Origin of the sequence: Cellvibrio fontiphilus, assembly GCF_042646205.1 — a bacterium.
Taxonomy (GTDB): domain Bacteria; phylum Pseudomonadota; class Gammaproteobacteria; order Pseudomonadales; family Cellvibrionaceae; genus Cellvibrio; species Cellvibrio fontiphilus_A.
In genome coordinates this window covers 1,121,246-1,142,950 of sequence record NZ_JBHRTF010000004.1, presented here as the reverse complement: position 1 = coordinate 1,142,950, position 21,705 = coordinate 1,121,246, and the positions used below count along the sequence as shown (strand labels likewise).

General features: G+C 46.2%; 13 protein-coding genes and 1 riboswitch. All 13 genes read right to left on the bottom strand.

Features of this window, described 5'->3' with window-relative positions; genetic code table 11:
- Positions 1–499: 499 nt before the first annotated feature.
- The 13 genes from ACFODX_RS13405 to ACFODX_RS13345 all read right to left on the bottom strand — a co-directional run bounded on the left by ACFODX_RS13405 (position 500) and on the right by ACFODX_RS13345 (position 21,262).
- Positions 500–2,452, bottom strand: a complete 1,953-nt coding sequence (locus ACFODX_RS13405; protein ID WP_378119926.1) for a DUF3732 domain-containing protein — start codon at positions 2,450–2,452, stop codon at positions 500–502.
- Complete coding sequence (locus tag ACFODX_RS13400) at positions 2,452–2,967, bottom strand: three component ABC system middle component (RefSeq protein ID WP_378119924.1); 516 nt, start codon at positions 2,965–2,967, stop codon at positions 2,452–2,454. The genes ACFODX_RS13405 and ACFODX_RS13400 overlap by 1 nt, the downstream gene beginning before the upstream one ends.
- On the bottom strand, positions 2,957–4,111 hold the full coding sequence (locus ACFODX_RS13395) for an ABC-three component system protein (protein WP_378119922.1): 1,155 nt from the start codon (positions 4,109–4,111) through the stop codon (positions 2,957–2,959). The genes ACFODX_RS13400 and ACFODX_RS13395 overlap by 11 nt, the downstream gene beginning before the upstream one ends.
- A 388-nt stretch (positions 4,112–4,499) precedes the next feature.
- Positions 4,500–6,152, bottom strand: coding sequence for a cellulose binding domain-containing protein (locus ACFODX_RS13390; RefSeq protein ID WP_378119919.1), 1,653 nt, complete (start codon positions 6,150–6,152; stop codon positions 4,500–4,502).
- A gap of 157 nt (positions 6,153–6,309) precedes the next feature.
- Positions 6,310–7,944: a glycoside hydrolase family 43 protein gene (locus tag ACFODX_RS13385; RefSeq protein WP_378119917.1), complete on the bottom strand. Its 1,635-nt coding sequence runs from the start codon at positions 7,942–7,944 to the stop codon at positions 6,310–6,312.
- A 114-nt stretch (positions 7,945–8,058) separates the two neighbouring features.
- Positions 8,059–9,993, bottom strand: a complete 1,935-nt coding sequence (locus tag ACFODX_RS13380; RefSeq protein ID WP_378119915.1) for a non-reducing end alpha-L-arabinofuranosidase family hydrolase — start codon at positions 9,991–9,993, stop codon at positions 8,059–8,061.
- 155 nt (positions 9,994–10,148) lie between these two features.
- Positions 10,149–12,170, bottom strand: a complete 2,022-nt coding sequence (locus tag ACFODX_RS13375) for a beta-xylosidase family glycoside hydrolase (RefSeq protein ID WP_378119913.1) — start codon at positions 12,168–12,170, stop codon at positions 10,149–10,151.
- A 106-nt stretch (positions 12,171–12,276) separates the two neighbouring features.
- Positions 12,277–14,136 (bottom strand): endo-1,4-beta-xylanase, encoded by a 1,860-nt coding sequence (locus ACFODX_RS13370; protein ID WP_378119911.1) that lies wholly within the window; start codon positions 14,134–14,136, stop codon positions 12,277–12,279.
- A gap of 195 nt (positions 14,137–14,331) precedes the next feature.
- Positions 14,332–15,498: a helix-turn-helix domain-containing protein gene (locus ACFODX_RS13365; protein ID WP_378119909.1), complete on the bottom strand. Its 1,167-nt coding sequence runs from the start codon at positions 15,496–15,498 to the stop codon at positions 14,332–14,334.
- 163 nt (positions 15,499–15,661) lie between these two features.
- Entirely contained in the window at positions 15,662–16,918 is a 1,257-nt protein-coding gene (locus ACFODX_RS13360) for a substrate-binding periplasmic protein (RefSeq protein ID WP_378119907.1), read from the bottom strand.
- A 151-nt stretch (positions 16,919–17,069) separates the two neighbouring features.
- Positions 17,070–18,509 carry a cobyric acid synthase gene (locus ACFODX_RS13355; protein ID WP_378120111.1) on the bottom strand — a complete coding sequence of 480 codons (1,440 nt, stop codon included), beginning with the start codon at positions 18,507–18,509 and terminating at the stop codon, positions 17,070–17,072.
- Between the two features lie 59 nt (positions 18,510–18,568).
- The gene (gene cobO / locus ACFODX_RS13350) at positions 18,569–19,237 is read right to left on the bottom strand and encodes a cob(I)yrinic acid a,c-diamide adenosyltransferase (protein ID WP_378119905.1); all 669 of its coding nucleotides are present in this window, start codon (positions 19,235–19,237) and stop codon (positions 18,569–18,571) included.
- 102 nt (positions 19,238–19,339) lie between these two features.
- Positions 19,340–21,262, bottom strand: coding sequence for a TonB-dependent receptor (locus ACFODX_RS13345; protein ID WP_378119903.1), 1,923 nt, complete (start codon positions 21,260–21,262; stop codon positions 19,340–19,342).
- A gap of 122 nt (positions 21,263–21,384) precedes the next feature.
- Positions 21,385–21,571: riboswitch (cobalamin riboswitch) on the bottom strand.
- Between the last annotated feature and the right edge of the window lie 134 nt (positions 21,572–21,705).

Below are 21,705 nucleotides of genomic sequence, written 5' to 3'. Positions count from 1 at the left end.
TAAATTGCGATAGGAAGTAATTTAAAACTATCGAGCCTAAACACGAGGCACTAGCCAGAGTTATCTGGCTTGCCAAAATACACATTGATATGTTTATCACCGCTTAATTCACGAAGGTGTCTGGTGAATGCAAAGCTTAACTCCCCTTCGTCACGGATTCCTTCGTATTTATCTTAATTTTCTTTTGCGCGCAATGTGTCCGCCATTTTTTTTGCCTACATCAGGAAAAACATATTCTGCCTCTAACTCATTTGCAATTGCATTAAGCACTTTACTTCGAGCACCCTGATCGATATCTGATTATGAGGCATAGACAACATTAGTTGTTGCAACCATTAACAGTAGCGCGCAAAGCTGGCGCAAGATATTATTCTCTCTTTCTATAAACACTATCTCCCTTCAGTAGTTTTTAACTTAGATTTATGATTTGATGCACGGCTTCGACCAGAAGCGGATCTTCTAGCTAAGTCAATAGAGAATTTATTAAAACCCACCTGGATCAAAGCCAACTCAAGGGGACTAATTTTTTATTGTTTCGCCATTCCTCAACCAATTTAACGCATGGCAAATCACCCCACACTTCATCTCCAGCATGATCCAACACTATAATTTGAAATTTATTTTTACTTTCAGCTACTGTTGCATCAAGAACTTTAAAAACTTTTCGGACAGCATTTCTATCCTCATCTTTGAGGATATTTTTATCAATAGCTGCTTCATCTCCTGCTAATCGACGAGGAAAATATACTTGGCTAGGCTGGTCAAAAATTAAGAAATGTGGAACAGGATGAGACTCTCTTTCCATAAAATATTTTTGAAGAGCTAATGTCATCGTAACATGATAAGCAAGCCAATTAGCGCCACTTCCCACTTCCCATAAAAAATCAGAACGCCCATCTCTCAATACCCTTACTGTGAGATCCGTGATTGATAATCGAATAAAAGCATCAGCCCATTCAGCATCTAATTTAGGTATTATTTCAGTGCAAATATCTTGGATAGATTTTAAAGCGACTTTTGTACGATTTCTTATATCCTCTTCGGAAAACTTGGGCACTAAATCAATTTTTTCTTGAAGCCTACGAATTTCATTAAGCAATTCTGTATCCGTTCCGATATTTCTGTATGTTTCAAGCGCTTGCTCAATCCGGCCAAGAAAACGATCCACATTAGAAAGATTCTGTGAATTAGATTTAACATTCGCGTGAGCGTCTTCAAGAGTACGTATGCGAGCCCTTGTTGCGGCAAGCAAATCCATGTCTTTCCTAACTTCAGCCTTCAATCGAACCAGTTCACTGTCGATTGAGTCGGCAATTTGGGGAGAAATTCCAGAGCGAATTTCAATTTCAGACAATGCTTTACATAATAATTGCAATTCGTCACTAGGATTTAGCGTCAAACCGCTCAGGACATTTTCTTCGGATGTACTTAAGTAGCTCAACCACTTCGAAAGCGATAGTCTCTCTCGCTGAATTGAAACAGCTCCATCAAAATCAGAAGCGCTATCTTTTAATTGAGCTATTTCATTAAGACGTTCACGATTCGTGAATAAAGAAGACGCAACTTCTCGTTCTGTATTGCGCATAGCCTCAAGATCACGAAGAACCTTATCCATACCTTCAATCGTTTGTTCAGCATTTCGAGATGATTTTTTTACTAATTTTTTAAGATATTCAATTGACTGATCCCACTCAACCGGAACCAAGTCCTCAGATGTAATTAATCCGTAGCTCCTCGCCATATCAAACCATGTAGCTATTTCTGCCCGCCAGCGAACTGAAACATTAGATAAAGCTCTAAGTTCGCTTTCCTTTCGTCGCATTTCTTTTCTTAGCCCATCAAGCTCCCAACGCGCAGCTAATATCTTTGGCGTTATCGCTCCCAAAACATAAGGAAATATAGTTTTTAGCTTTTCCCTGTGTTCAGTGGTATCTGCTTTGTAAAATAATACATCAGGGTTAGCTACGATATTTTGTGGCTGAAAAGTGAAAGCCATTAGATCGCGAAACCCCGGCCTTGCTTTAAAGCCTGACGCAGAATCAGGATCAAAGCCTAAGTTGCCAAGCCCCGCAAGCCTATCAAAAATAGCCTTTGCAGATTTGGTGCTGGAGTTTTTATTTGAGATAACCTCTGGAAGATCAACCTTTATCCCTTCAACAATATACATATCCTCTGTGCTTTTCTGATCACCTGGTTCTCTACGTGCAAAAAGTTTCTGCCCCTCTTGCGTAGTAACCAACAAACCAAACCAAGCGCAGGTGTCTCGAATTACACCAACAGGAATTTTGCAGTTTTTGGAAGCTAAACAGTAGTCAATTATAGGGATAACTGCCGACTTTCCAGTTTTTGACGCGCCGCTAATAACATTCACAACTCCAGGGTGAAATTTCAATCGTCTTATCTTGTCACCAGTTTTAGACCATAAAATAACTTCATCGATTTGAAACTTCATTAAAATCTCACCCTTAAAAAGTTTTCTATTTCCGACAGCTCAAGCTGCCCACACCAACCACCCAATCTATTAGAGCCTTTGATCAACGAAAGAACTTCTTGAGGGAGCGGATGTCCTCTTGGAGGCTTATTGCTGAGCACCAAACCATCAATTACGCTAATTTTCAGCAACCCTTTGTTTACTGCCAAACTCAATGACTTAAGGGTCAATAAACGCAACCGCAACATCCTGCTGTGAATACTAAGCAGCTCCTCTTTCCGCTTTAAAAGTTTTCGTGAAAAGAGATGTAACCCCGAACTAGGATTTGTAGAATTTATAATATCCCTTGTGTGTTCATTTAATAATAGAGGTAGAACGATAAATAACAGAGGCATAGGTACACCTTTAACAGCCGAAACCTTGTCATAACAAATTGCAAAACGCCACAATAAAACAGCACCCAGCGCTGCATTTTGAACTATTTCTACCTCATTCAAATGAGACGGATCGTTATAGTTACTCAACTCATTCATCATTGGGTTGTAACTCGCGTTTAAAATGTGGATGCCAACCTAATTTCAATCTATCAGCAAGAGAATGCAAAGTTCCATTAGAGAAAAAAAGAGGTAGATCTTTCTCTTCTAGCCTATAATTTTTTTGAACGTTACCGATGTATATTAATTTTCCTTTATTCACGTCAGATAGCTCTTGCTGAGTAATTTCCACTCTGTTTTTTTCATTTCGCCAATTTGAAATTAAATTCTCTTCTAGTTCATCAAAGCTATCTTTATAGATTAAGCCACGCTCACTCCATATGGTCTTCTCAGAAGATGATCTTAAAAAATCACTCATTGCTCTAATTTTTTCATCTGAATCACACTCAATTAAATCAAGTTGTTTTATGAAAGTAGGAAATTCATCAAGGGCATCACTAATCTCAAGCTCTGTAGGCCTCAACGAAAACGAGGATAGAATATTATCTCTATCATGCTTTCTGATATACGCACGGAAATCATTTAAAAATTCACTGGCAGGAATGACAGCAGGTTTTCCTGCGGCTATCAGCTCATCAGTTTTAACTTTCACCAAACCAACTGCTTTCTGGCACGCGTTGTCAATCATTGACGCAGAAACAAACGGACTCATTAGACTTTTTAAATCCGAATATAACTCGTTATTTCCGCACTCGTAAGTGAAATTAATTATTATTTTAATTTTTACTTCAATAGGAGCACTAAAGAAATTTTTAAGATATTCAGAACATCCTTTTGGTTTTTCTTTCTCAAATCTCGCCCAAATATACGTTAAAATCGACTCTACATCTTCTTTGGTTTTAGCATTGGAAATTTGAGCAATAAAATCTCCAGTATAGGGCTGAGCAACATACAGTTTAAAAAAAGTCTTTTCCAAATCGAGAGACTGTGAGTTAACTGCATCAACCCAATTTGAAAATGTTTTCCATAAATCTATTGCCCAATCTGACACTGGATTATGAGCCATACCGCTTTTTGTTTGCTCAACAATCACATTTCCATTTCCAGTAATTTCTGCAACATCGTCTAGAACTTCCAAAGCGATGCTGGAATTCTCATTGCATCTAAATAAGTAAATACACATTCTCAAGGGCTGAAGAGAAAAACCAAAATATTGTCCCGGAGCACTAGACTTTATAGATTCCATATTTTTGCCAATTATTAAAAATAAGACCAGAAACAACTAAATTTTCATAAAGCTTATGCATCTTACCCATAAGTATATTGTGAACGTAAGCTTTGGGCACTTTCCCGACCTTCAATTCGTTGCAGCTCCTAAACCAAATCTAAGCAATCCACAACAACCCACAGCCACCGATTTACCACAACAAAAAACCAATTAAAGACTATCCCATAAGTAAGCGCCAACCAAAATTACACCTTATTACCACCATACCCGTTCACACGCCTCAAAAAATGGAAAAAAAAGCCCGGCGCATTGGCCGGGCAGACCTGAGGGACAAACAAAACAACGTTAAAACTAACTAATAAATAAGAGCGCTATTTTTGTCACTATTACCTTCGCCTCAGGGCAATTAGAACCGATTAAAGAAGTTCCAAGCTCCTGAGCTATAGAATGACGGCTGGGTGTGCCCGCCGTTGAACGAACACCAGACAACCGGTTTACCTGCTGAGCAGTTTTGGTACTCCACACAGGGAGATGGCTGCACCGGCACAGTCGTGTTAGAGCAACCGTTTGCCCGGAGATAAGCATCGCGGGCTTGAACACCAGAACTATGGCTTACCACGTTGTCGCTAGTGCCGTGTGCAATCCAGGCGGCGGTCGCTGAACCGCTATCCACATGCGGCGTCAAGAAGGCACCGGATACAGGCGCGATAGCACGGAAGGTGGTTGGCAACTCGCGGCCCACTGCAAATGACATCATGCCACCGTAACTCCAACCGGTAGAGAAGATACGGCTTTCGTCGATACACAGGGATGACTTGAGTTGGGTTAGCATCGACTGCAAGAAAGCGATGTCGCGGCCATTGGCATTTGTCCATCCGTCGGTGCCGGCGGCACGATCAGGCGCCACGAAAATTGCGCTGTTATTAGAGAGGCTTTTCATACCGTAATAGCCTTGGCCGACAACATCATTCGCACTGCCACCACGCCAGTGCCAACCAAAGACCAACTTGTAAGGATTGTTCTGGTTGTAGTTGCTCGGGATATCCAACACGTATTCGCGATTCAATCCGTTGACGTTAATGCTACGACGGCCATTGGTTAATTTAGCGGGGGCGCCACAACCAGCCGAACCAACAACAGTACCGCCAGCAGATGACGAACTGCTAGAGACCGAAGAACTGCTTGAACGAGGCTCGCCCGTGACGCTACCGAAATTGATGTAGCCTTCGCAGTGCAACCATTCGCTGGGCGCACCGCCACCGCAACGGTTATTTCCCCAAGCCCCGGTGTTTTCTGTCTGCAATTCTGCTTGACGGGTTACACCGTTAACGTTGACGTAATCGATACGTACATCGGCATTGCCGCCATCATCATTAGTAAATGCAACAACCAGGTCGCCAACCAGAGCCGTTTCTACCGTGTAATTGTTCATGACGCTGCTGAGCGTCCAGGACTGTACCGCCGTACCACCCACGCTAAGAGTGATGGATTCGGTCGCTGTTGTGCCAAGTGCACGCACTGTAATAGCGTTACGAGCACCTGTCGGAACAGATGAAGCAACGCGTGATGATGAACTTAATGCGACGGATGAGCTGGAGCGCGACGAACTCACCACCGGTGTACTGCTTGCCGCAGAACTGACTGGCGTAGTTGTTCCACCGCAAGCAACACCATTAACGGTTGGGCGCTCTGCACTGCCGCCATTTTTTTCACCTTGAAAACCAAACGAAATACTTTGGCCCGGAGCGATGCTGCCATTCCAGGACATATTGCTCGCAGAGTAAGGATTGCTGCCGGAGAGGTTCGCATTCCAACCACTGGTTATGCGATTGCTGCTGTACTGCCAATTCACATTCCAATTATTAATGGGAGCGCCTGTATCATTTTTAATAATAATGCTGGCGGTAAAACCATTTGACCACTCGCTGTCCACCGCGTAAGTACAACTGGCTGATGCGGTGTGAGCGGCGCTGGCGAGTGCCAGTGCAGTTCCCCAATAAATAACCGACTTTTGAAATTTTTGTGCAAAACCATTGGGGGATGAATTGATTTTATACATTATTCATATCCTTCGCTGTGTGTATGAAAAAATGCCGCCAATATTCTTGATGACTGGCGGCATGCCAATGGTTGATTGCTTTCTTATGGTTAAATGTTATGGATACCCGCATATGCGGGTATGCGAAATAAATATTTGCGCGCAGCCTTGGGTTTAATTAATCCCCCTTCTGCAGCTCAAACGAATTTATTGTTACCGCACCGCCCAATGAATGGGTGGCATAGTTGAAAATACCAAAGCGATAACCCAAAAAATAATTCCACTCTCGTTTCATGGTGAAGCTACTGCCGAGCGCGGTAAATTGTTTACCGTCTGTGCTGTAATAAAAACGCGCAGTGCCGCCCTCGGGTGTGGTGCGCACGTCAGCATCGATACGCAGCCAAAGTTTGTTGCCAGCAATAGCCGCACTCGCCACTTCAGTGCCGTAAGTTTTTGTGTTCCAGTTTTCATCCAGCGTTAGATCTGTTGTGTTTACCACGCGGGTTTTGCCCTGCTCTTTTTTCACACCAATCCAGGCGGAGGAATCACGCAATGCCGCTACGCCAGCAATGTCACCGTTTTTCATCGCACTAAAATCCAATTCGATAGTGGCGATGGAACGCGGGCCTTCTATACGCCGTGTCAGTGTGTTGCGCGCGGCGTATAAATCCTGAGTGACACTGGCGGTGTGTAATGTGAGGCCATTACCGCTCGACCATTTAGTGTTATCCGGATTGTGGTTCCACTCCCACGCGGGATTCAATTCAGCGGTGGTGAAACTATCGTTGGGATTGCGCGGTTTAACCTTGTCTGCAGCGCAGGGTAAATTCGGGAAGGGATAAGTCGCGCCCCACTCATCGTTGACTAAAGTGACTACCGGCCAACCGTTTTTCCAGGTGACCGGTGCCATGACAGGCAAACGCCCGGCGGGATAAGAATCGTTAAAGGCGATGTAATACCAATCGCCATTTTGGGTTTGCACTATGCCACCTTGATGCGGAGCAATACCCGCACCTACACCGGCATAAGGTAGCTTCACCGCGAAGGGGCGAATTTCGTAGGGGCCAAAGGGGCCATTGGTTGAACGCGCAACATATTCACCGTTGGCGTATTGCGTTAAAAAAATGTAGTAGTTGCCATTAATTTTATAAAAACGCGCGCCTTCCAACGGGCCAGAAATACTGGCGGGTGTTTTAAATACCGCTTGTTTGCGAACTTCGCGCAAACCATCTGCACTTAACTCAGCCACATAAATGGTGTTATTGCCAAAGGCGACATACATTTTGTCGGTGTCCTGTTCGATCAATAACCCCATGTCGTAATAACAGCCTTCGCTTGCCTGTTTTTTCCAGGGGCCCTCGGGCGATTGCGCGGTAAATACATAACCGCCCCCTTTATTTTGCATGCACCCCATCCAATAAAAAGTTTGGTTGCTCTCGCGGTATTGCAAGGTGGATGCCCAAATACCTTTTACATAAGCGCGGCTGTCTTGCAGATCGTAGCTTTTGTCAAAATCCAGAACAGGCACCGAGTGGGAAACATATTCCCAATTAACTAAATCGTAAGAGCGCAACAGCGGCGCTCCCGGTGATTGGTGAAAACTTGATGCGGTGTAGTAATAGGTATCGCCTACACGAATCACTTCCAAATCCGGCAGGTCTTCCCATATCAAGGGGTTGCTATAAGTTGTTGGACATTGACTTGCTGCTGGCGCCTCACTGGACACTGCACTGGAGCCAAATAAAGCCGCTATCGCCAGGATTAAACAATATTGTTTGCTGGCAATATGACGTGATGATTTTTTATTTTTCATAGTATCTCCCCAATATGAATCGATATGACGGGAGGCATAGTAACAACTAACACCTCAGCCAGCGCCGAGGTGTTAGCGAATAAAAATAAAAATTAAATAACCATTACACAGGAATTATTTTTTAATGCGCAGCAAACCTAATTTGTAGGGAATCAAATCATAGGTTGCGCCATTGCCTGCTTTACCTTGGTAGAGGAACTCAAGGTTGCATGGATCGACAGTTAAACGTTCATCGTAACCGGAACGTACCAGCTCACCGTGGCTAATGCCGTCTGACCATTTTCCGCTTGGCCATTCCACATTGTTATTGCCAGCAAAGGGGTTGGCATCGGTATCGGCCAGTGGTGTCCAGGGGCCATCCAAACTGGTAGAAGTCCAGGAGCGGAACATGCGCGGGCCGCTCGGCCAGGCTTCAACCAATAATAAATATTTATTTTGGCCATCCAATTTATAAACGTTGGGCGCTTCAAATAAATATTGGCTGCCATTGCCGCGGTTATCACGCATCACCACGGTATAACCAGAGAAATTGGGGAAATTAGCAATGGTAGTTTTGGACATATACAACACACCATCATCACGCGAGAAATACAAATAGCAGTGGGTGTCGTTACAAATGACCCAGAAGTCCAGCGCACCGTTGGGTTCGCCTTGCAGCAAGCGCTGTTTGGCCGACCAATTCGGATTGCGAATGTCATCGGTAGTGGCGTAAGTGCCGGGCCATTGGGTAATCAAATACCATTTGTTGTGTGGGCGAAAGAAAAATACTTGCGGCGCAACCGCATTGCCCACACGGCTACCGTTCATGGAAATATGCGGCGCTTGCTGCGCGTTATTCCAATCGGTGAAACTGGTGTACATGGATTTATACGAAGTATCGTAATAAGTTGCATACACATGATAAGTGCCGTTGAACTTCACAATACTCGGGTCTTTAATCGAAGCCCAACCCGGATTTTTGGGGCTGATTAACGGCGCCGTTGATGTCCAGCGCAGCGGTGCTTTTAATTCGCAGGTCTGTGCGGATGAACTTGACGATGAACTGGATGAAGACGCCGGCGGTTGCACCACCTGCCCGCCTACAGAAAAATCATCGGCGTAATAACTGATGCTGGTGTCCGTTGCTTCAATAATAAAATGTTGAAACGCCGTTGCCCCCAATTGGGTGTAATAACCTTGCAGCAAACGCCACTCACTGGACGACGCCGTAATAGTGGCAACGTGGGTGTACTCGTTGTAAGTGGAGGTATCTGAATCATCCAAACGTTTCGCTGTCAGTGTAACCACCGAATCCGGTGTGCCGGGTGCGAGTTTTACCCACACCGCTGCATCGTACTGGTTGCCGCTGGTGAGTGAACCCACAGCAAAGGTCAAACCATGCCATGCGGCGGTGCGGCCGGAAATTAATGCACTGGCGGAACCGCTGCGTTTATCTGCGGTTGAACGAGTGATAGTGGCAGCAGTAGTGCCCCAATTAGTTAAGCCAGATTCCACACCACCATTTTGTGCAAAATTATTGGCAGGAACTGAATAACCACTGGACGAAACAGCAACACTGCTTGCCGGCGAACTGCTGGCAGGTGCTGAACTGGGCGCAACACTGGCACGCGATGACGAGCTGGCGGCAACAGCGCCGCACAAGCTGCCATTAATCGTTGGTCGCTCAGCGCTGCCACCGTTTTTATTCACCTGAAACCCGAAGGAAACCGATTGCCCTGCCGCAATATTTCCATTCCAACTCATATTGGTAGCCGTGTAGGGGTTATTGCCAGAAAAATTGGCATTCCAACCACCGGCCATACGATTGCTACCGTACTGCCAATTTACACTCCAATTATTCACCGCAGTATTGGTATCATTTTTTACGGTGATGCTGGCGGTATAACCCGTTGACCATTCATTGTCCACTGTGTAAGTACAAGCAGCAGAAGCAAGATTAGTCAGCGCGAGCAGGCTTGCGCCCAAACCAATCAGGCCGCAACTTTTGCGCAACAAGTGCGACAAGTTTGGCGGCAATAATTGGCTGGAGTTATTTTGTTTATTCATCATTAGTCTCCATTGATTAATAAAATTCTTGTTAAGCACTCTGCATTCAAAGCGCTGTGTTAAAACAACCTTTCTGATTGTGATCAGATATTTTTTGATTGACCGAGCCGATATTTTTATAAAACCGTTTTACGGGCGTGCAAACTGATTAAACCGATTCATGGACTGATTCGATAATAATCAAAATCCACATAGCCGCCGCTAGTCTGGGTGGCGTAGTTAAACAGCGTAAAGCGATAACCCATAAAATGCTTGAGGTCATAGGTCATGCGCAGGGTGCTGCCGATTGACGTCCAGTTATTGCCATCCAGGCTGTAATAAAATGTCGCCTGATCAGTTTGATTGCGAAAATCCATATCGATGCGGAAATAAACACGATCCTGATACAAACCAATACGCGTGATTTCCTGTGGTGTGCCTGACGTGGTATCCACCATCACAATGGATTTGTTGCCGTTGGATTTATGCACGCCCACAAAACCATAACGCGCTTGCAGTGCGCCCAAGCCAGCGTAATCGCCGTCTTTCATCGCAGCCGTTTCCAATGCGATGTGCGCTGAACTCTGCGGGCCAAAGCTGCGCTGTGTCAGTGTGTTGCGGGTGAGATCGAATGCGGAATCCAAACGCTTGTTGGTGAGGCGTAAAAAACCCGGGCGCGCGAGCAGTGACCAGCCGGAATTATCCGGGTTGTGATTCCACTGCCATTGCAGCGGCAATGTTGATGAACCCTGCAAGCCCTGATTGAATTCATCGCTCGTCACAATTCCTGCCAGACCTTTATTTTCGACAGTGAAGCCCAGTTTTTGTGGGACTTTGCCACCGACGCCCATCACTGGCCAACCGTCTTGCCAGCTCACCGGAACCAAATAGGGAATGCGCCCTACTGCACCGGAATCGCGAAATAAATAGGCATACCAATTGCCACTGGGAGTATCGATTAATCCACCCTGGGCTACGCCTTGATCCTGCAAGGCAACACGCCCTTCATAAGGCCCGGTTAAATTAGTGGAACGGAAAATTAATTGTGTGCGTGATTTTCCCGAGGGCCAGGTAATTAATGAAATGTAATAACGACCATTTATTTTTTGCAGATGTGTGCCTTCGGGGCGCACAATAAAATTGGTTCCTACCACTGCCGAAGATTTTGCAATAATGGTTTGGTTTAAACCGCCCGCTTTAATTGCCGATGCATCCGCCGTGAGCTCAATAATTTTTATGTCATCGATACCGTAAGCCAAAAATGCGCGGCCATTTTCAAAAAAGAGCGAGGCATCGTGATACAAACCATTCAACGCAGAAACCGACCAGGGGCCGCGCTCGATATTATTGGTCTTGTAGATGTAGGTTTTATTGGTGGTATAGGAAAAGGTACTCACATAATAAACACCATTCACATAGCGAATGCTGCTTGCCCATGAACCTTTGCCATACGCATTTTGGCCATTTTCCAAATTAAGTGCGCTGGTATTATCCAGCGTGTTGTAGGCGTAATTTACCAGCGACCAATTCACCAGATCGGTGGATTTCATAATCGGCACACCAGGGTTCATGTGCATAGTAGTACTGCTCATGTAATAGGTATTACCGACACGAATTACCGAGGGATCGGGAACGTCCGCCCAGATATTCGGATTACTTGCTTCAACCAAATTGATAGCGGAAGACGAGCTATTAACCAGTGCTGACGAAACGGTTGATGACGCAACAGAAGCAACCGCAGAAGAAATTGCCGAAGAACGCAGCGATGAAACTGCAGAGGAAGCGGCAGATGATGCGGGCACTGAATTACCGCAAAGTGCGCCGCTAATCACTGGAATTTCTGCAGCCCCTGCACCCTTGGTGCCTTGAAAACCAAACTCCAGAGTTTGATTCGGTTGAATACTGCTATTCCAGCTTAACGGTGCTGCTGAATAGGGGTTAGTGCCTGTGACATTTGCATTCCAGCTGTTGCTAATGCGGTTATCGCCGGTGTAGCGCCAATTAACAGCCCAGCCATTGATAGTTGTTGCAGTGTTGTTGGTAATTTTTATTGCTGCGGTAAAACCATTATTCCATTGATTGGTAACCTGGTATTGGCAGCTTGCCTGTGCATTCCACGCACAAAAAATGGCGAATAAACCGCTGGATATTTTTGCATAGGGCAGCAGGTGGCGAACAAATGCCTTAATAGAAGTAAGCATGGGAATTCACCCTGATTATTGTTAAGTGGGCGTTGTTTAACCGAGGTTGTAACCCACAAATTCCATTTTGCGGGTTACAAGAAAGCTGGTTTATCTGCTGATGTGTTTATTTATTAATGTAGTTATTCAGCAACCAGGTCATTGCAGGGCGCGGCGTACCGTTTTCGTAAATCAAACCGGAGCCTTCAATCCAGGTTCTGCCATTGACGTAACCCCAAATGGTGATGCCCTTAACATGTGGGTGATCCCAAAATACCGGGAAATGCGCCTGGAAGTTTTGCAACTGCACCTGGTCATTGGTATCGCCAATGTCGTATTCAGAAATATAAATAGGCTTGCCTACTTGATTCCAAATGTTGTCGATAGCCGTTTTTACTTGCGCTGCGGTCATGCCTTTTAATTCATGCGCCTGCAAGCCAACGGCATCTATGTAATTGCCTTGTGCTTTAGCGAGTGCGATGAATTCATTGTGCTGCCAGCGAATGTTGTTGTAATCGTTCAGGATCAGGATGGAGTTAGGGCAATATTGGCGGGCCAACTGGAATACACGTTGAATCCAATTATTACCAAAGGCGCGCTGTGCGTAACCCGCTGGTTGGTGACCGGGTACCGCTTCGTTCACCACATCGATCATTGCGGTGTCCGGGTAGCGGGTGCAGTAATCGCGAATCCACTCTTCAATTTCTGCAGCGGTTTCCGTTGCACTCAAATTGTTGAGCCATGATGGAGACTGTGCGCCCCACACAAAGGTATGCGCTTTAACCGGAATTTTGTGTTGGCGCGCGTAAGCATAAATGCGATCAACCGGTGCCCAGTTGTATACATCGCGAGTGCCTTCTACTGAACCCCATTTGCCTTCATTTTCTGGGGTGATTTGATTCCAGTAATTAATGAAGTCAGAGCGAACGGCGCCAGAGGTGGTGATGTTGCCGATAAATTTACGCTGCGTACCGCCAGCCGAACTGCTGCTGGAACTGCTGGATGATGAAGCGGCTTGCCCGCCGATGGAAAAATCATCCGCGTAGTAACTGACGCTGGTGCTTTCGGCTTCGATAATAAAATGTTGGAAACCGGTGGTGCCACTTTGGGTGTAATAACCCTGCAGCAAACGCCATTCATTGGCAGATGCGGTTACCGTAGAAACGCGGGTGTATTCGTTGTAGGTGGAGGAGTCGCTGTCGTCCAAACGTTTACCGGTTAAATGAATTACGCTGTCCGGTGTGCCCGGCGCCAATTTCACCCACACAGCGACATCGTATTGGTTGCCATTCACCAGCGAACCTACATTAAAGGTAATGCCATGCCAGTTAGCTGTGCGGCCGGAAATGAGTGCGCTGGCACTGCCACTGCGTTTGTCTTGTGTGCTGCGCGTGAGTGTTGCAGCGGTGCTGCCCCAATTGGTCAGGTTATTTTCTACACCGCCATTTTGCGCAAAGTTATTAGCCGGAACGGTATAGCCAGAAGACGAAGAACTGCTGGACACCACTGGCGTTGAACTAGCAACAGAACTGACAACAGAACTGGATGACGCCGGCACCGAGCTGGGCGCTGAACTTGACGATGGCTGTGTACCGCCGGCGCAAGCGGCACCATTAATACTGGGGCGTTCCGCCGGCGCACCATTTTTATTACCCTGGAAACCGAAAGTGACAGATTGGCCAACCGGAATACTGCCGTTCCAACTCATGTTGGTTGCGGTGTAAGGGTTGTTGCCAGAAAAGTTGGCATTCCAACCACCTGCCATACGGTTGTTCACGTATTGCCAATTAACATTCCAACTATTCAGGGGCGCGCCAGTATCATTTTTAATAGTGATATTGGCGATAAAACCACTACTCCATTCACTCTCAATGGCGTAGGTACAGGCCGACATGGCATTGGACGATAGCACCGCCATTGCTATGCCCGCACCGATCAACGCGCTGCTGCGTTTTAGATGGTGAATGGGAAAGGAAAGCTTATGCATATTATTGATCTCCGCTTGTTCGTTATTAGGGAAGCGCGAGCATAAAAAATTGCACAAGCGAAAAATTGAATTTTTAAGCGTTTTTCTAAAAACTGTAAAAAATTAAAGCATTGCTGTAATTATTTTAATGCAAATTTAAACGACAATTTGCAAAATGCCAAACATGCACTCTCTCATTTCATTGCAAAAAATTAATTACTCTTGGGCGCAGTCTTTAATCGGGTACAGGGCTTTAAACGTTTTTGGTGCGTAACCGTATTCGGTTTTAAATAATTTATTGAAGTAGGACACATTGTTATAGCCAACTGAGTAGGCAATTTCAGAGACATTTGCATCTTCATTTTCTGCCAACAATCGCGCTGCCTCTGTTAAGCGCAACTTATTTAAATAGCTGGTGAAAGTCAGGCCCAATTCTTCTTTAAGAATGTCGTTAATTTTAGTGCGATTCACACCCAGAGCGGTTGCCACTATTTCCAGGCTCAATTCGGGTTTGGCATATTCGGTTGCCATAAAACGCAAGACCGCACTTTTTTCTTTATCTTTCTGCGGCTCTATGGATAACTTTTTATAAGCCATAAACGGTTGATCCAAACGCAACTTCTCGCGGATGTCCAGTGTTAACACCTTCACATAAGCGCGCAACAGCAAGACCAGCGCAAACACCCACATAAACACCACCAACACACTGGTCACCACCAAATAGCGCCAATTATTCCCCAGCAACTGCACATCGGTAATTTTTACCGCTGAGCGAACATTGAGCGGGCTTTGCAAAGAATTAACCCAGGCAAAGCCCATGGTTTTATCCAGGCGATAACCGGTATCACTGTGCTCAAAACCATAGCGCCCCAACCACCAGTAGGGCGTATCCAGATCGCTGAATTTTATGTTGACCCTTGTCCAATCGTGATCGCAGGAAAAGGCCGTCGAGGAAACGCGGCGGGTGATGGGTTTATTAATGTCGGTCACCTTGTCATCAAAACTGAACAGTGCAAACAACAATACATTTTTAGGGTCGCACATCACCTTAAACGACAGCCCATCAAACGCGGTGAGATCAACCAGCTTTTGTGGCTGCACCGGGTCCATAAATGCGATGGTGTAATGGGTGTAGGGAAACTCTTGCTGCGGATCCAAAAAGAATTCGTATTCGACGGTATCTGTCTCCTTGCGCAGCGACACCTGGGTTTTACCTTTGGGTTGTGGCGGCTCGACTGCCGAATGCCATAAATAATTGGCATCCCTGAGCGGAAATAAATTGGCAGTCTGTTTTGATTTAACAGCACCGAGGCACAACAAACCTGCCGATAGTGCAACAAGCAGAACCAAAGCAATAAATGCTTTTTTATAGAAGCTATACATAATAAACCGTGGCCATTGGTTGATGGCTGCAGTAAAAAATTATTATTTTATTTATTAGTAAAAGCAGAATCGGCAATAAAAATTGCCTTAGCTAGCCCGGATATAATGTCACAGGAATTGATCCGGCAGCAATGCTATTTAATAGCCGCGGGATGTTAACAACTCAATTGGATTGGGACAGGACTTTTTCCACATCGACACCAAAAATCATGACGCCCAAGGGTTTGAAACTGGCGCTGGTTTGCAATGGCACACTTAATTGCAACTGAAAGCGCTTGGTGGATTCATCGTAATTAATATCGCCAAAAATCAACGAGTTCGCGGGTTTACCATGGGCGCGGGCAAACTTGGGTTCATCCCCTTGCCAGTAGTCAGAGGTCATATCGCTAATCGCCACATTTAAGCCGCGTTTGTCGGTCACAATCACTTCGGTGATCATATCCTGTGCTTGTTTTTTAATTTCACGCAACTCGGCAGACAGCGGTTGATTGATTAACTCGATAGAAAAGCTGAAATCATTCTCGGCAAATGCGCGAATCCATTTTTTATCCAGCTCTTCTATTTGTTGCTGACTGAGTTGGGCGGACTGTTTATTGGCCACCAGAAGCGCAGGTTCAAGGCTGGGCAGGCGCTTCCAACGCTCTACTTTACGCCCCAGAAGTTCTTTTATTTGCAGCTGTTCAAAATCCGACACCGCAAAATGCGTTGATGAACAACTGTTGATATGACGATTGAATTCCAACAAAAAGCCGGGGTTCTGGTTGAGGAACTGTTCATTAAAATAAACGCCTAGAGGCACATAGCGAAAAAAGCGCGATTGGAAATTCCCGGCATTCATTTTTAATTCTTTTGCTGCCTGCAAAAAATGTTCGCGATCCGCCAGAATCACATCGATACGTTTTGACTGCAAAAGTTTAATCAGTTGAGGCAGATTATTGCCGGACATTTCCACCTTATAGCCTGCCTCTGCCAGCCAGGTTTCCTGCTGGCTACCCAGAATCGAACCCAGCTTATAACCCTCCCGCCAGGATTCAGGGGCAATAGTGTCGGTGCGCCAAAACCAGTACCAATTTTCCAACACCAACGGCGATGAAAGCACCGCATAGGGATCTATTTGGCGCATGGGAATAGCGGTAAAAAAACCGTCGATGCGATTGCTTTTTACATCCTGATAGGCGCGGCGCCAAGGCATGACCTGCACTGCGTAGTCGCGCTGCATGCGCTTGAATATGCAATGCAAATGGGGTTGCAGGTTGTGCTCATAGGAGGCGCCCGCATCGGCGCTAAATGCAGAGGAAATATTGGTAGCAAGGTTAATCTGCGGCACGTCAGGTTCAGTGGTTTCAGCCTGCAGCGCGGCAGCGCCCAGCAAACAGCACACCAATGCGCAGCGCATTACTAGCCAGCAGAATTTCTGCATAAATAACTCCATAACAAGGAACACTCCCACAGGGGACAGGCTTTTATTATAGATCGGTAGATATTGGTCGGCGTGGCATTGCCACCGCAAAGCAGTAATGAGCCTTCGACCAATAAGCATTAACACCCAGCCAATATATAACTTATCCAGATTAGCCAAGGTTTTTCAGAAAGTCGCCTTGCAGGGCTGCGGCAGTTGCAGCGGCGAGGTGATTGAGGGACTGCTCGCGCAGCTGGCCAATATCCACGCGGGTTTGCTCAACCAATCCAGCCCATGCCAGCAGCTGGGCCAAGGCTTGGGGCTGATCAAAAACACCGTGCAGGTAGGTGCCCAGAATGGCCTTGTCCTCACTGATCACACCGTCGGGCACAAGCCCATTGGCGCCTTGAAGGTAGATGGCCGGCTGCTGCAGTGCGGGGCCATAACTGACACCGCTATGGATTTCATAGCCGCTCACAGGGGTTTGTTTGTCCCATAAAAAACCGCTGCGCTGCTGCAGGATTTTTTGATCCTTAAATTCAGTATGCAATGCCAAATAACCCAGGCCAATGGAACTGCCGGGTGCAGATTCCACCCCCAGGGGATCGTGAATGGTTTTGCCCAGCATTTGAAAACCACCACAAATGCCCATGAGCTTGCCGCCATAACGCAGGTGCTGCTGGATTTGTACATCCCAGCCCTGCTCGCGCAAAAAATCCAGATCTGCGCGGGTATTTTTACTGCCGGGAATAATCACCAGATCGCAGGCGGGAACCGGCTGATTGGGGCCAACCCAGTGAAAGTTAACCTGCGGGTGCAAACGCAGCGCATCAAAATCGGTGTGGTTGGAAATGCGCGGCAGTGCTAGCACCGCAACGGTTAATTGCGCATTCTGTTTAGGTGCCGATGCAGTGAGTGCATCTTCAGCATCCAAATATAAACCTTGCAGATAGGGAATTACCCCGAGCACCGGTTTTCCGGTTTTTTGCTCCAGCCAATCCAACCCGGATTGTAATAAATTGATATCGCCACGAAAGCGATTAATCACAAATCCGATCACGCGTGCGCGTTCCGATTCGCTCAATAATTCCAGGGTGCCAACCAAATGGGCAAACACACCACCGCGATCTATATCCGCAATTAAAATCACCGGGCAATCTACTGCTTCAGCAAAACCCATGTTGGCAATATCGCGGTCGCGCAAATTAATTTCCGCCGGGCTGCCTGCGCCCTCCACCAGAATCACATCATACTGCTGCTGTAATCGGCTGTAGGAATCCAGAACATATTTCATCGCCTGGGTTTTGTAATCGTGATAAACCGCGGCATCCATATCGGTAATGGCTTTGCCCTGCACAATAATTTGCGCGCGGGTATCGCTGGTGGGTTTAATTAAAATCGGATTCATATCCGTGTGCGGTTCAAGCCCTGCTGCCTGTGCTTGCAGCGCTTGGGCGCGGCCAATTTCACCACCGTCGATAGTGACCGCCGAATTGAGCGCCATGTTCTGCGGCTTAAAGGGCACCACGGATACACCGCGATTTTTTAAAATGCGGCACAGCGCCGCCACCAGCGTGGATTTCCCGGCGTCGGACGTGGTGCCCTGCACCATTAAAGTCTTAGCGCCTTGCACTATTATGGTTTTAGTACCCTGCACGCTTGATGCTTCGCTTACCACTCAATGCCCTTCTGCGCTTTTACGCCGGCATTAAACGCGTGCTTAACAGCTTTAACTTCACTAAAAGTATCTGCCAAATCTTCCAGATATTTTTTGGCGCCGCGCCCGGTGATAATCACATTTTGATTTTTGGGACGGTTTTGAATCGCTGCAATTACCTTGTCCTTGTCCAGGTATTTAAAATTGAGCATATAGGTGAGTTCATCCAACAGCACCAAATGGATTTCCGGGTCGCGAAATACGTGCTCGCACTCTTCCCACACTTTTTCTGCCGCGGCTTTATCCTGCTCGGCGTTTTGGGTTTCCCAGGTAAAACCTGTACCCATCACAAAATATTCCAATTGCGGGCTGGCGCCGCGAAAAATACTTTCGGTTAAAAAGTTTTTTTCACCACACTCCCAAGTACCTTTAATAAATTGCACTATGGCGACTTTGTAACCGTGGCCCAAACAGCGCAGCGCGGTGCCAAAACCGGATGAGCTTTTGCCTTTACCATCCCCGGTTAATACGATAACAACACCGCGCTCTTCATCCGCGCGGGCAATCGCTGCATCCACAATTTCTTTGCGCTGCTGCATGCGCTCTTGATGGCGTTTGGCTTTATCGTCGTTTTTGTTGTCGTTGCTTTGGATGTCGTCGCGTTGGCTATTGTCGTCGCTCATGGGAGTACTCTTTGATCTGTTGATAATAAAACGGTGGGTATCGCCCAAGCTCTACCCACCCTAGATAATCCAACCTAGATAGCCCAATCTACAGGGGCTTAATTAAAAACGATAGGTAATGCTAGCTTCGTAATTGCGTTCGGGTTGTGGGTAATAATATTTTTCACCTTGCCATGAAGAATAACCTTGAAGGCCAGAATATCGCTCATTAGTGATATTTTTTATACGGCCGGCGATTTCCACTTGTTCAACTTGCAAAATTACATTCACATTGAACAACTGCACAGGTTCTACTTTTGCATAACTATTTGATTCATCACCCGACAAGTAGCGGGATCCCATATAAGTCGTATCCAATACCACACTCAAGACTGCCAGTGGTCTAAACACTAACCCCAGATTCGCTGTATTTTCACTTACGTAGGGTACATCTTTCCCTTTAAAAGTACCCGAGGTAACTTCTGCATCAGTGTAGGTATAATTTGCGGTTAAGGAAATTTCATCGCTCAGTGTTAAACCACCATCAAATTGAAAACCCTGACGCTCGGTATCAGGCAAATTGATATTGGCATAAGCAATAGAGTCAAAGGTAATTTCGTCGTTCAATATCATGTGATAAAAACTGTAAGATGCATAAGCGCGCTCGTTTGCCCAAGCTGCGCCCACCTCATAGGATTCACTGGTTTGTACTTCCAGGAAATCAACCCCATCTAGTACCAAACCATTTTCATCGGCATTTGCAAAACGAAAACCATCTGCGTAACGGCCAAATACTCGCCAATTATTATCAAACTGATAATTCACACCGAATTCACCAAGGCTTAGGTCATCCTCGTGATAGGTGTTAGTAGCATGATTGGTATCTTCGACCGAAGAAGTGCGCACACCAGCAGTTACACTTAATGCTTGTGTCAGCGGATAAACAAATTGAGCATAAAATGCATCAATAGTTTGTTCAATATTGGTGCCCCAATCGGGTACTTTATATTCCGCATCTACCTGATCGTAACCCAAGGTGACTATGACATTACCTTTGTTTGTGGGAATGGTGCCCACAATTCGTGGAGTAAGATTATTCACCTGCATATTGCCTAACGTTGGCGAACCAGCACCATAAAAAGACTCTGTATCTTCATCACGGCTAGCAAATTCTGCCAACAACTGCCAATCTTCACTCAAATCAATACCACCACCAATACGCGCTAAATCTGTGTATTGGTTGGCGTAATTATGTGGCGATGAGGCCGCACGCGGGTTCAAAAGATAAGCATCTTCCAACAGTTCTCCCGCAAGATTTAGTTCATCATCAATCGCCTGCCCCTCAACAAATACAAAGCCTTTGGCAAAATCGTAACGCAGATTTCCCAATAGATTTTCGTAAGCGTTTTGATTGTTATCGCGATAATTATCTGCATTGCGTTTTTGTGCAGAGACGCTGTAACTCAAACCGTTTGCAAAACCCTGGCGCACACTCGCGCTGTAATCTTCCAAATTATCGGTGCCGCTGGTGGCACTGAGGGTGCCGTCGGTTTCGCCGGCAGCGGCGCGTTTGGTGATGATGTTGATAACACCACCGACAGCTTGATCGCCGTACAACACACCCGCACTGCCCTGCACAATTTCAATGCGCTCTACATCTTTTAACGAGACAGTATTTAATGCCGGTGCGGCAAGGCTTGGGTTATTTAATTTGCGGCCATCCACCAATACCAACACGTTGTTGGCACCCGCTAAACCGCGCATGGATGCAGTCACATTGCGCGCGCCGCTGCCATCGGAATCGGTAAGTTGAATGCCCGCTTGGCTGCGCAATACTTCCGATAATAATTTTGCGCCGCTCACACGAATTTCTTCTTCGCTGATCACTTTAATTTGTGTGGCAACCGGCATAGCAGCAGTTTCGCTGCGGGTTGCACTCACATACACGGTATCGAGTTGTTTTTCAGCGGCGATGGATGCCGGCGCAATAATAGAAATAACCGCAGCACTTAAGCCGCTGAGTAAAAAAGGAGATTTGATAGACATGAGATTCCTCAATCCAATAGGGATGAGGGAGGGAAAGCGGAAAATAGCGGTGCGGGGCAAGCGCCCAAAACACATAGATTTCCACCGATGTTGCCCTCCGCGACATCGTGAATAACAAGGAGCAACTGCTCCGGTTTGAGGCTGGTATCGGACTCATGCAGGCCATTTAAAGCGCGCATTTACCGTTGCGGGGGCAGTGTCGGGATTGCCTGGTTTCACACCAAACGCACCGACTTCCCATTCACTCTGATCCTGGCTGGCTGCTTTCAACGCCTTTGCCCATCAGACACCTCGGGCGCGCAAGGTAAAGGCGTGCGCCACTCAAGTCAACCAACAAACTATTCTGGTCGCAAATCAATCAGCAATGCACAGTTTAACGTTTGCACAGCTATATCTTTTACAATTATTTTACATTTGATATTTATTATCATTTACAAATAAAA